Here is a 13,271-nt window from a genome sequence, read left to right as displayed (position 1 = left end):
TTGCACCCTCCGTATTACCGCGGCTGCTGGCACGGAGTTAGCCGGTGCTTCTTCTGTCGGTAACGTCAATCGTTGATGATATTAGCATCAACGCCTTCCTCCCGACTGAAAGTACTTTACAACCCTAAGGCCTTCTTCATACACGCGGCATGGCTGCATCAGGCTTGCGCCCATTGTGCAATATTCCCCACTGCTGCCTCCCGTAGGAGTCTGGGCCGTGTCTCAGTCCCAGTGTGGCTGATCATCCTCTCAGACCAGCTAGGGATCGTCGCCTAGGTGAGCCATTACCCCACCTACTAGCTAATCCCATATGGGTTCATCCGATAGCGCAAGGACCGAAGTTCCCCTGCTTTGCTCCTAAGAGATTATGCGGTATTAGCCACCGTTTCCAGTGGTTATCCCCCTCTATCGGGCAGATCCCCATACATTACTCACCCGTCCGCCGCTCGTCAGCGAGAAGCAAGCTTCCCCTGTTACCGCTCGACTTGCATGTGTTAGGCCTGCCGCCAGCGTTCAATCTGAGCCATGATCAAACTCTTCAATTAAAAGTAGCTTGATGCTCAAAGAATGTCTTACTGACCGTAACGTTCTTTTGTTCGGCTAACGTTGTCGGCTTCACATCGCTTCCCCTCGCCGTACCTAAGTACTGTCTCGGGTTATCTCTGCTTGCCTTCGCGTTATCCTTCCAAAATAAGCGTTACTACCTTATTTCATATATATGAATTAACGTGTTAGTCACTCTTCAAGACTTAAAATCAAATATTTTTTTGATAGTGTCCTGTGAGTGCCCACACAGATTGTCTGATAAATTGTTAAAGAGCGTTGCGACTAAATCTGTTTGATTTTCGACTTCGAGGTCGTTGTCGCGAGGAGCCGTATAATACGTTTTCCTCTGTGAGAGTCAAGCAATTTTTTGCTTTTTCTTTTCAGAATCTCTCGCTGCCGTTTCAGTGTTCATCGCGCTTTGCGTTGTCTTGTTCCCGGTCAGTGGTGGCGCATTATAGGGAGTCAGAAAAATCTGGCAAGTGTTTTTTGAAAAAAAAACCTCAAGTGATTATATTTTATACTTTACGCCCAATTCTCAAGCAAAAAATGCGGTTTTATACGTAATTTGATATAAAAAAGGTGGCTAATATTAGCCACCTTTTGATTCTATAATAATATCAATTACTGCTTAGCAACTATCTCGTCATTTTCTACATCTAAAATGACAGGTTTACCCGGTAATAACCTACCTGACAAAATTTCTTGTGCCAGAGGGTTTTCAATTTCTTGTTGAATAGCACGTTTCAATGGCCTTGCACCGAAGATTGGGTCAAAACCTGCCTCACCAATTTTCTCAAGTGCAGCTGGAGTCGCTGTCACTTCATAGCCGTGTTCTTCAAGACGTTTATATAAACGAGCTAACTGAATATTAGCAATATTCGTAATTTGCTCTTTACCTAATGGATGGAATACAACCACTTCGTCAATACGGTTAATAAACTCAGGTCTGAAACTATGGGATACCACTTCCATTACCATATCTTTCATTTCTGAATAACCGATCATGCCAAACCTTTCTTGGATTAAGTCAGAACCCAAGTTAGATGTCATGATAATTACCGTATTACGGAAGTCTACCGTTCTACCTTGACCATCAGTTAAACGCCCATCATCCAGTACTTGCAATAAAATATTGAAGACATCTGGATGCGCTTTTTCAACTTCATCCAATAAAATAACAGAATATGGACGACGTCTAACGGCTTCAGTTAAATATCCACCTTCCTCGTAACCGACATAACCTGGAGGCGCACCCACTAAACGCGATACCGCATGTTTTTCCATAAATTCAGACATATCGATACGCACCATTGCGTCATCGCTATCAAACATAAAGTTCGCCAGCGCCTTACACAGCTCAGTTTTACCGACCCCTGTAGGCCCTAAGAACATAAATGAACCTATAGGTCTATTTGGATCAGATAAACCTGCGCGACTACGACGAATCGCATTAGATACAGCAACAACCGCTTCATCTTGACCAATAACACGTTGATGTAATTGCTGCTCCATACGTAACAGTTTTTCCCGTTCACTTTCAAGCATTCTTGATACAGGTATCCCAGTCCAACGCGCTAAAATTTCAGCAATTTCAACGTCAGTGACTTTGTTACGTAAAAGCTTCATGCTTTTATTTTCCGCTTTCGTTGCGGCTTCAAGTTGTTTTTCAAGCTCTGGAATGCGGCCATATTGCAATTCAGACATTTTAGCTAAATCGCCCATTCTGCGTGCTTTTTCCATCTCTATACGTGTATTCTCTAGTTCAGCTTTTATATGCTGTGTACCAGTAAGAGATGCTTTTTCTGCTTTCCATTCTTCTTCTAACGCAGAATACTCACGTTCTTTCTCTGTTAGTTCTTCCTCTAACATTTCAAGACGTTTTTTACTTGCGTCATCAGATTCTTTTTTCAGAGCTTGCTGCTCGAGTTTAAGCTGAATAATCCGACGTTCTAGTCTATCTAAGGATTCAGGTTTTGAATCCATCTGCATACGCAAACTTGCACCAGCCTCGTCAATTAAGTCAATAGCTTTGTCTGGCAGCATACGATCGGTAATATACCGATGGGATAATGTTGCCGCTGCGACAATTGCTGGGTCAGTAATTTGTACATGGTGATGTAGCTCATAGCGCTCTTTCAAACCACGTAAAATCGCAATAGTGTCTTCAACTGACGGTTCTGCGACATAGACTTTTTGGAAACGGCGTTCCAACGCAGGGTCTTTTTCAATATATTGGCGATATTCATCTAACGTTGTCGCACCAACACAGTGTAATTCACCGCGAGCTAGCGCAGGTTTTAACATGTTGCCGGCATCCATTGCACCGTCAGCTTTACCAGCACCAACCATGGTGTGTAATTCATCAATAAATAGAATGACATTACCTTCTTGCTTTGCAAGGTCATTCAAAACGCCTTTTAAACGTTCTTCAAATTCACCACGGTATTTAGCGCCAGCAATTAGTGCGCCCATATCGAGTGAAAGTACACGTTTGTTTTTTAACCCTTCAGGAATTTCACCATTAACAATACGCTGAGCTAAACCTTCAACAATCGCAGTTTTACCAACACCGGGTTCACCAATAAGTACTGGGTTATTTTTAGTACGGCGCTGCAACACTTGGATCGTACGACGAATTTCTTCATCACGACCAATCACAGGGTCTAATTTACCTTGTTCTGCTCGCTCGGTTAAATCGACAGTATATTTTTTCAAAGCTTGGCGCTGGTCTTCAGCGCTTTGGTCATTCACTTTTTCTCCACCACGCATCTGTTCTATTGCCTTTATTAAGTTATCTTTATTAACACCTGCTGCTTTGAGCATGTCTGCTAATGTTGTATTGGCTTCTAAAGCGGCGATAAGAAATAATTCTGAGGAGATAAATTCATCCCCATGCTTTTGTGCCAATTGGTCACATAAATTCAAATGACGCATTAAGTCACTTGATGGTTGAACATCCCCCGCAACACCTTGCACCTGAGGCAAACGTTCCAATGCATCTTCAATCTTTTGCTTAAACTGCACAGCATTAACGCCTAGTGTTGTCAGTAAAGGACGAACAGTGCCACCGTCTTGATTAAACAAGGCACTTAATAGATGAATTGGTTCGATAAATTGGTTTTCGCGCCCAAGGGCTAATGATTGGGCGTCAGCGAGAGCTTGCTGGAATTTATTAGTTAAACGGTCCAGACGCATAACACCTCCGATAAATGAGATTAAATTTGCTACTGGTTACTAAATGAGGTCTATTTTTAACTATTCAAGTTTTGCATGGGATTATTTTTATTATATTTGTTAATTTAGATTATAACTCTAAAATTAGTTAGATACCCATATTAGAGAGGCCATTCTGCCCGTTTTTCCTTCACGTCTATAGGAAAAAAATCTGTTTTCATCCGTTACTGTACAAAAATCACCACCATAAATGGCATTAATTCCCATCGTACTCAGTTTTTTACGTGCTAATAAATAGATATCGGCTAAATATTTTCCATTATGGGGAGTAAAAGCTGAGGCCAAATCAGACGATTGATTAACAAATGCGTCTTTCACTTCGCCGCCAACTTCAAATTTCTCAGCTCCGATCGCAGGCCCTAACCATGCCATAATTTCATTTGTTGGGCTGGCAAATTGGCTCACCGTATTCTCAAGTACACCATTGCATAAACCTCGCCAACCCGCGTGTGCCGCTGCGACTTCACTACCTGCCATATTACAAAAAAGCACGGGTAAACAGTCTGCGGTCATGATTGCACAAACCTGACCTTTTTGATTGGTATATACCGCATCAGCTTGTTTATTCTTGATTTTACTGCCATCAAGATGAAGCACGCGGGTACCGTGTACTTGCTCAAGCCACACCGGTTGTTGCGGTAATTGAGCAAGTTTAACTAAACGTTGGCGATTTTCACTGACGGCCTCAAAGCGATCCTCAACGTGATCACCTAAATTTAAGCTATCAAAAGGTGGTAGGCTCACACCACCAGCACGGGTCGTACTACAGCTTGATACACTTTTAGGCTGTGGCCAGTCAGGGAAAATCAATATGCTCATTACCAGTCCATATCGTCTTTGTGAAGTTCAGTATCTGCCTTTAAGGCATCAATAAGCTTAACCATATCATCCGGTAACGGTGCATGCCACTCCATTTGAATACCTGAAATTGGGTGATACAGGCGCAACATAGTCGCATGCAGCGCTTGCCTATCAAAGCTACGCATGACTTCGAAGAACTCTTCTGTTGCGCCTTTTAATGGACGCGGACGACCGCCATATAAAGGATCTCCAATTAAAGGATGATTAATATGAGCCATATGGACACGGATTTGGTGAGTTCGACCTGTTTCCAAACGTAAACGTAAACGAGTATGAGCTCTAAAATGCTCCATCACACGGTAATGTGTCACCGCAGGTTTCCCCATTGGATGAACAGCCATGTGGGTTCTTTTGGTTGGATGGCGTGAGATTGGCTCTTCCACCATGCCACCAGCAGTCATGCGGCCTACCGCTACGGCTTCATATTCACGCGTAATTTCTCTGCGTTGTAACGCTTCAACTAAATGAGTTTGCGCAGGAACCGTTTTTGCAACAACCATCAAGCCAGTCGTGTCTTTATCTAAACGGTGGACGATACCCGCTCTTGGTACATCGGCAATTTCAGGGTAACGATACAATAATGCGTTAAGGATCGTCCCATCTGGGTTGCCAGCGCCAGGATGAACAACTAAATTACGTGGTTTATTAATAATTAGGATATCTTCATCTTCATAAATAACATTAAGTGGGATATCTTGAGGCTCCCAGCGATTATCTTCTTCGATAAGGGCATCGATTAAAATTTGTTCGCTACCAAAAACTTTTTCTTTTGGCTTATTGATAACTTTGCCATTAACCTGCACTCTATCAGCTAAAATCCATTCTTTTATGCGTGAACGAGAATAATCAGGGAACAATTCGGCTAAAGCCTGATCTAAACGTTGACCAAGCTGTGATTCAGCGATAGTTGCACTAAGTTGTACTTGTTGAGCCATAAATTAATCTACTTTTTTGGTGTTTGTATTTTGACGGCACAGCCGTTTCATTTAAAATATATGCTATTGTAACTCGAATTTTGCCGGGAGCCTTATGGATAGTCTCCCTCGAAACACTCAGAGGATAACCTACACGTGATGATACGTATGAAAAATCTGGTGGCCGCTGCCACGTTAAGTCTGGTCTTAGTCGGCTGCTCCAGTAACAATGAAGTCAGTCCTGATAGCTCCCCAGCTGAAATTTATAGTACGGGTCAGCAAAAATTACAGGACGGCAACTTTAAAGCTGCTATCAAACAATTTGAAGCACTCGATAACCGTTATCCATTTGGTCCATATGCTCAGCAGGTCCAATTAGACCTCATTTACGCATATTATAAATCAGCAGAGCTGCCAATGGCGATAGCTGCGATTGACCGTTTCATGCGTTTGAACCCAACTCACCCAAATATTGACTACGTCCTTTACATGCGTGGTCTTACTGCTATGGCATTAGATGATAGTTTACTGCAAGGGCTCTTTGGTATCGACCGTTCAGATAGAGATCCACAACATGCACGCGTTGCATTTAAGGACTTTAGCCAATTAGTTCGCTACTATCCTAACAGTTTATACTCAAATGATGCGAGTAAGCGTTTAGTCTACTTAAAAGACCGCTTAGCGAAATTCGACCTTTCCGTGGTTGAATACTACAACAAACGCGGGGCTTATGTCGCGGTTGTTAACCGTGTCCAACAGATGCTAAAAGATTACCCAGACACAGAAGCAACACGTAATGCCTTGGCATACATGGAAATTGCTTATAAAGAAATGGGGTTAAATCAAGAAGCGACTAAGGTTGCGAATATTATTGCAGCAAACCCACAATAATATAACCGAGTAATCTTAAACAGCAGCCTTGGCTGCTGTTTTTCTTTGTTTGCTATTTTGAGACTAACAATACTTTCATTGGCTTAATTTTAACCCAAAAAAAGTTCCGACTATTTGCCGTATCGATAGCCAACTTAACCAGTTTGTCTTAATCTACTCGTTTTGGCAATGCTTTTTCACCCCTTTTATACGTGAAATCACACTTCAAATGTACCGACTCCCTCCCCTTAATTAGATGTGATCTATATCAATTTTTTATTAGAGATAATAGGTATTCTGGACTCATCAAAGACGGAAACAATGAGAGGTAACTATATGATAGTGAACATTACTAGCAAACAAATGGATATTACCCCAGCAATTCGCGAGCACATTGAGAACCGTCTAACAAAACTTGATAAGTGGCAAGTCTCACTCATTAACACTCACGTAGTGTTATCAAAAGAGCCACAAGGTTTCATGGTTGATGCAAACATAAAAACAGCGACAGGTAAACTGGTCGCAAGCGCCAAACATGAAGATATGTACGTTGCAATTAATGAACTAATTAACAAACTCGAAAGACAACTTAATAAAGTGCAACATAAAGGAGAATCAAGAAGAGCCAACAATAGTGTAAAAGAAGCGAACCTCGTTACGTTATAATTTTATATTATCTATCAACTTATCTTGAACCTTGTAAACGCGCCTACTATAGGCGCGTTTTTTTGTGTTCTTAACCTTTTTTATTGACATCTTATTAAGTATCGGGTCTATTTAATACAGGTCTAATAATAGGTGTTGCAGATGAATCTTAATTTTGTCTTTTTTTTCTTCTTTTTTAGTGACTCTTAAATAAGGGGCTTTTGTCGTTCGAGAAAAAAAGAAGACAAGATTAGAAAGCCCCCAGCTAGGGGGCTTTTTTATATCATGATATTTACAGGGTGGGCAGAATGGATAACAGTAATAATCTACTGAAAGTAAGAGAGAAAATCAGCCAATTGGATAGTGAATTACTTGGCCTTTTGGCAAAACGTCGTGGTTATGCCGTTGAAGTGGCAGAAACAAAGATTGATGATAACCGCCCCATTCGAGATAAAGATCGCGAACGCCAACTCCTTGATGTTTTGATTAATAAAGGCAAACCCCTTGGACTAGACGGGTTTTATATTACTCGTCTATTTCAGATGATTATCGAGGACTCGGTTCTCACACAACAAGCCATTTTACAAAAACATTTAAATCTAACGCCAAGTGATACGGCTAGGTTTGCTTTTTTAGGCCCTAAAGGTTCTTACTCACACATCGCCGCTCGTCAATACTCTGCACGCCATTTTGATCAACTAGTTGAATGTAGTTGTCATAAATTCCAAGATATATTTTCATTGGTTGAAAGTGGGCAAGCTGAATACGGTATTTTACCGATAGAAAACACCAGTTCCGGTGCAATTAATGATGTTTACGATTTACTGCAGAATACAACATTATCAATTGTTGGCGAAATTCGACTACCAATTAACCATTGCCTTTTAACAACGGGCAATACTGATTTAAGCTTAATTGATACGGTGTATAGTCATCCGCAACCATTCCAACAATGTAGTCAATATTTAGCACAATACCCCCACTGGAAGATTAAATATTGCGACAGCACATCCACTGCGATGCAAATGGTAGCAGAACAAAATTTACCTAACGTCGCGGCGCTAGGCAGTGAAGCTGGGGGGGCTTTATATAATTTAAGTGTAATAGAGCATAGCCTTGCCAATCAACAGATAAATATGACCCGTTTTATTGTAGTCGCTCCACAACCGATTGAAGTAACAGAACAAGTTCCTGCTAAAACCACGTTATTAATGACTACAGGTCAACAAGCAGGTGCTTTAGTTGATGCACTGGTTATTCTAAAAAACAATCAGATAATAATGAGTAAATTAGAATCTCGCCCAATTAACGGTAAACCTTGGGAAGAGATGTTTTACGTTGATGTGCACGCTAATTTGCGTTCAGAAAATATGCAACAAGCTTTAAAAGAGCTATCAGCAATTACACGCTCAATAAAAGTATTGGGTTGTTACCCATCAGAGAATGTTGTCCCCGTTGAGCCAGAAAAGATCACACCTTAATTGTCTATATCAAAATACGTTGGCTGCACAGGTAGTTGTGCAGCCTTATCATCAGATTTGCAACGATTCTATTGTACTAATTAATAGCTTTTATTTTAAAGTAATTCACTAGTTCTTTTAAGTGGAATGCCTGCTCATTTAATGAGTCTGCTGCCACAACAGATTCCTCTACCAAGCTAGCGTTTTGCTGCGTTGTTAAATCAAGTTGCCCGACAGCACTATTAATCTGTGCAATCCCATCACTTTGTTCTCGGCTCGCTTGGCCAATTTCTCGTAGTAATGTGTTCATCTCTTTTACACTGTCAATCATTCCATAAATTTGATCAGTGGCTTTTTCAACTAAATCCATACCGTCTTGAGTTTGGGATGAAGAATTTTCAATAAGCTCGCGAATGTCACTAGCTGATGCCGCACTTTTTTGAGCTAGCAGCCTGACTTCGCCAGCGACGACAGCAAAACCACGGCCGTGCTCCCCTGCTCTAGCGGCTTCAACTGAGGCGTTTAATGCCAAAATATTTGTCTGAAATGCAATTGAATCAATCAGATTAATAATTTCTGTCATTTGTAACGATGATGTATTGATAGCCCGCATTTTATTAGTTACTTGACTCATCATATCACCATTGTTTTGTACTATGATTGCGGCTTGATCAGCCAACATACTTGCTTCGTGAGTATGCTCTGTTGTGTTTTGGACTGTTGAAGTAATTTGTTCCATTGAGCTCGCGGTTTCTTCAACAGATGCAGCTTGCTCTTCTGTACGAGACGCTAAATTTTGGTTTCCTGCAACAATTTGCCCTGCCGCAGCCGAAATACTCTCCGAACCTTGTTGAACTTCTTGGACAATTTCTAACAAACGCCCCTTCATGTCGTTGAGTGCTTGCAGCAGCACACCAGTTTCATCTTTTGAGGTTACTTGCATATCTTTAGTTAAATCGCCGCTTGCTATGGCTTGAGCAAAATGGACTGCATTTTCTAGAGGGCGAGTAATAATGGTAGTAATAAACCAACCAACTACACAGCCAATCCCAATACTGAAGAGCGACAATACCGCAAGCAGTATCTTATTACTTTCATAGTCAGCATTCACATTACGACCGATCTCTTGCATTTGTAGGTCTTGAATAGCCATTAGCGTCTGAATTTGCTCACGGTATTCGCGTTGAATACTAGAGGTTTTTGTCATCATTTCATCAATTGCAGCTTGGCGATTATTTTGCTGCAAGAATGTATTCATACGGGCTTGTGATGCATGGAATTGCTGACGAATTCCCCGTAGATCGGCCAATATTTCTTTAGAACGATCATCCGTTACACTACTTTCCAGTTTTTCCAGTAATTCCGTTATTTTAAGTGTAATTTTAGAGAGTTCTTCACGACGTTTATCGCTACCTCTATCATCAAGCAAAATAAGCTCTTGTATCCCAATAAAAGAATAAAAGTTATCCATCATTTGCCCTGCGGTCGATGCAATTGGATAGCTTTCATAAAGCACCTGCTTCATTCCTTCGTTTGCACGGTTCATGTTTGCCAAAGAAAATATTGAGCTCAAGATAATAAGCGCAACAAACCCGCCAAATGCTATCGTTAACTTCATACTGATTTTGAGATTCTTAAAAGACATATGTTTACCACACTAGCCATCATTTAATGATTAGTGTTATCGGTAAAGCCAGCCAAACCTTTATCATTTAAATCGATCGATTTATAAATATCAATTTTAAAAATTGATTAATTTAGAATTAAATAGTGGATAACTTGCTTTTTGAGCAGCTAAGGATATTATTCGAGAGAAACTACAGAAGTAAGTACAATTACTTATTTTAAATAAATAATCAGAATTAGATTGTCTAAAATTAGTATTTGTAAGGCATAACAATGCATTCGCAGAAGAAATAAAGCCTCCTACCGCAAGAAATACGATAGAAGGCGAGGAATGATTATTTACGGTTATCGTTCGCTCTTTGCAATAACGACTGACTTTCTTTCATAAAATGGTGGGCATCTTCACCAAACCATTCACTAACATGATTAAATTGGCGAATAAATTCCGCTTTATCTTTGCTTTCAAGTAAGTCAATTGAGTTTCCTAACAACTGATGGTAACGACGGATCAACTCAACATTTTCTTCAGAAGACATAATGATATCTGCGTATAGCTGCGGGTCTTGCGCGAATAACCGCCCAACCATCGCTAATTCTAAGCGATAAATAGGTGACGATAATTCAAGCAATTGCTGCAAGTCGATATTTTCTTTCGCTAAATTTTGCCCATACGTAAAGGTCGTAAAATGACGTAACGCTTGGATAAAGCTCATGTTTTTATCGTGTTCTTTTGCCGAAATTTCTTTCAGTCTAGCTCCCCAAACTAATAGCTGCTCAAGGAACCATTGATAAGATCCAGCACCACGGCCATGACAATAGGCAAAGACCTGCTTTGCAACACTACCAATATCAGGACCAAACATTGGGTGAAGCCCCAATACTGGCCCATCATGAGCCGCTAACATAGCGTCTAGTGGTTGCTGCTTAATAGAAGCGATATCCACTAAGATTGTGTCTTTGTCTAGTTTGGGTAATTTGTTGATCACTTGAACCGTCAAATGAATAGGTACACTCACCATTACTATACTAGCGCCCGCGACAATCGACTCGGCCTTAGACCAATCATTTTCAGTTAATGACTTAACTTGATAGCCCGATAAAGTGAGGAGACGATGAAATAACCGCCCCATTTTTCCATCGCCACCGACAATGACTATCGGCCCTGCTGATGGGTTCAATGTTTTGAACCCTTTATCATTTTCACGAGCATAGGACTCACGCATGACCCGCCGAAGAATATCCTCGATAAGATCAGGAGGGACCCCCATTCGCTCAGCTTCAGCACGACGAGCAGCTAACATGCTTGATTCACGTTCAGGCACGTATATTGGTAACCCATGTAAGCTTTTTACCTCACCGACCTCAGCAACCAATTGCAGCCTTTTTGCCAATAAATCTAATAACGATTTATCAACCTCATCAATTTTTTCCCGTAAATGGGATAATTCAGCAGACATACCAATACCCTGATCAGCTCACTTTACTCAGTTTTTGTGCGCGTTGTTCTAGCACTGGTAGCAGTGCTTGATGCAAATTGCGCAATACAGTTTCTGTTGTTTGCCAATTAATGCAAGCATCTGTCACAGAGACGCCGTATTTCATCATATCACGTGCTTGTTCAGACGTTTGATTACCTTCATTAATATGGCTTTCTAACATAATACCTGTAATTGACTCATTACCATTAACAATTTGTTCAATAATTGAATCAACAACCTGTGGCTGACGGCGGTAGTCTTTATTCGAGTTGCCATGGCTACAATCCACCATTAACGATGGTGCTAAGCCCGCTTTTTTCATTTCAACTTCACAAGCTGCAATATCTTCAGCTTCATAGTTAGGCTTTTTACCGCCACGTAATATAACATGGCCATTACTATTACCTTTTGTGTGTAATAAACACACTTGACCAGATTGGTTAATCCCCATAAAACGGTGAGGCATAGCAGCAGCTTTTAATGCATTGATTGCCGTAGATAAACTACCATCAGTTCCGTTTTTGAAGCCAACAGGCATAGATAAACCAGATGCCATTTCACGGTGAGTCTGAGATTCTGTTGTTCTAGCACCAATTGCAGACCAGCTAAATAAATCCCCTAAGTATTGTGGATTATTAGGGTCTAATGCTTCAGTTGCTAATGGCAGCCCCATATTGACTAAGCTGGTTAATAAATCACGAGCAATATGTAACCCCTTTTCCATTTCAAAAGAACCGTCCATGAATGGGTCACTAATTAAACCTTTCCAACCTACTGTAGTACGAGGTTTTTCAAAGTACACGCGCATCACAATATATAAGCTATCACTTAATTCTTCGGCTAATTTTTTCAGGCGCTCACCATATTCAATAGCGGCATCCACATCATGGATTGAGCAAGGACCACATACCACGAGTAAGCGAGGGTCACGTTGGTGAATGATGTCGGCAATCACTTGGCGCGATGTCGCAATGGTATGCAGGCTGCTGTGACTCAGAGGATATTTCTGTTTCAGACTCTCAGGAGTAATTAATACCTGCTCATCTTGAATATTCACATTGTTGAGTACATCTTTTTGCATGATCATTTTTTACCTACTTATTAGCTTATATTTGCTTAGTTTATTGTTTACATATTGTGTTTGGGTGTATGGCTAATAACATACCATGCATCGTAAACAATTCAATCCATTTGTGTAAAATATTTCCATATGTGTAAACAATAATTTACATATATTCAATTTATTGATAATTATATTAATTTACATAAAATTAACATTTATAGCATTTAAATCAGAGTTCAATACCAATTTTTAGTAAATATTTATTTACAGATTAAGAGATTAATCTCTCAGCTATATTCTAAATAGTTCGAGGTGTAGCAAGGCGGCAAAGGAATGAGGCACTAGGAGCATACACAAGTATGTGACTAGTGCGAATGAGTGCTGCCAACACAGCTACAACTTGAAATATGACGAATATAGGTATGTGACCTGTGTGGCTGAGCGCACCCAACACAGCTAGGACTTAAGATAAACTCTCTCAGCTATATTCTAAATAGTTCGAGGTGTAGCAAGGCGGCAAAGGAATGAGGCGCTAGGAGCATACACAAGTATGTGACTAGTGCGAATGAGTGCT

The 13,271-nt window shown here is 40.7% G+C and carries 9 protein-coding genes, 1 rRNA gene and 1 other annotated feature; of the genes, 3 read left to right on the top strand and 7 right to left on the bottom strand.

Annotated elements, in window-relative coordinates; all coding sequences use genetic code 11:
* The 4 genes from ACHB7C_RS20575 to rluD form a co-directional block, all read right to left on the bottom strand.
* Positions 1–545: ribosomal RNA gene (locus ACHB7C_RS20575) — 16S ribosomal RNA — on the bottom strand; the annotation flags it as partial.
* A gap of 622 nt (positions 546–1,167) precedes the next feature.
* Positions 1,168–3,741, bottom strand: a complete 2,574-nt coding sequence (gene clpB / locus ACHB7C_RS20570; protein WP_042848669.1) for an ATP-dependent chaperone ClpB — start codon at positions 3,739–3,741, stop codon at positions 1,168–1,170.
* A 123-nt stretch (positions 3,742–3,864) separates the two neighbouring features.
* Positions 3,865–4,599: a purine nucleoside phosphorylase YfiH gene (gene yfiH / locus ACHB7C_RS20565; RefSeq protein WP_217008433.1), complete on the bottom strand. Its 735-nt coding sequence runs from the start codon at positions 4,597–4,599 to the stop codon at positions 3,865–3,867.
* Positions 4,599–5,576, bottom strand: a complete 978-nt coding sequence (gene rluD, locus ACHB7C_RS20560) for a 23S rRNA pseudouridine(1911/1915/1917) synthase RluD (protein ID WP_042848671.1) — start codon at positions 5,574–5,576, stop codon at positions 4,599–4,601. The genes yfiH and rluD overlap by 1 nt, the downstream gene beginning before the upstream one ends.
* A 138-nt stretch (positions 5,577–5,714) precedes the next feature.
* Between rluD and bamD the strand changes: the two genes are divergently transcribed.
* The 3 genes from bamD (at position 5,715) to pheA (ending at position 8,551) form a co-directional block, all read left to right on the top strand.
* The gene (gene bamD, locus ACHB7C_RS20555; protein ID WP_042848672.1) at positions 5,715–6,446 is read left to right on the top strand and encodes an outer membrane protein assembly factor BamD; all 732 of its coding nucleotides are present in this window, start codon (positions 5,715–5,717) and stop codon (positions 6,444–6,446) included.
* A gap of 315 nt (positions 6,447–6,761) precedes the next feature.
* Complete coding sequence (raiA, locus tag ACHB7C_RS20550; protein ID WP_042848673.1) at positions 6,762–7,091, top strand: ribosome-associated translation inhibitor RaiA; 330 nt, start codon at positions 6,762–6,764, stop codon at positions 7,089–7,091.
* 140 nt (positions 7,092–7,231) lie between these two features.
* Positions 7,232–7,353, top strand: a sequence feature (Phe leader region).
* Positions 7,354–7,378: 25 nt separating this feature from the next.
* Positions 7,379–8,551, top strand: a complete 1,173-nt coding sequence (pheA, locus tag ACHB7C_RS20545) for a bifunctional chorismate mutase/prephenate dehydratase (protein WP_042848674.1) — start codon at positions 7,379–7,381, stop codon at positions 8,549–8,551.
* Between the two features lie 76 nt (positions 8,552–8,627).
* Here the strand turns inward: pheA and ACHB7C_RS20540 are convergent, their stop codons facing one another.
* From ACHB7C_RS20540 to ACHB7C_RS20530, 3 genes are all read right to left on the bottom strand, one after another.
* A complete protein-coding gene (locus tag ACHB7C_RS20540; protein WP_129466806.1) occupies positions 8,628–10,175 on the bottom strand; it encodes a methyl-accepting chemotaxis protein in 1,548 nt (515 codons plus the stop codon).
* Positions 10,176–10,491: 316 nt separating this feature from the next.
* Entirely contained in the window at positions 10,492–11,613 is a 1,122-nt protein-coding gene (gene tyrA / locus ACHB7C_RS20535) for a bifunctional chorismate mutase/prephenate dehydrogenase (RefSeq protein WP_042848676.1), read from the bottom strand.
* A gap of 13 nt (positions 11,614–11,626) precedes the next feature.
* Positions 11,627–12,721 carry a 3-deoxy-7-phosphoheptulonate synthase gene (locus ACHB7C_RS20530; RefSeq protein ID WP_395348443.1) on the bottom strand — a complete coding sequence of 365 codons (1,095 nt, stop codon included), beginning with the start codon at positions 12,719–12,721 and terminating at the stop codon, positions 11,627–11,629.
* Positions 12,722–13,271: the final 550 nt, after the last annotated feature.

This window comes from Providencia sp. 2024EL-00732, assembly GCF_044006275.1.
Classification (GTDB): Bacteria; Pseudomonadota; Gammaproteobacteria; order Enterobacterales; family Enterobacteriaceae; genus Providencia; species Providencia huashanensis.
This window is presented reverse-complemented; position numbering and strand designations above follow the sequence as displayed.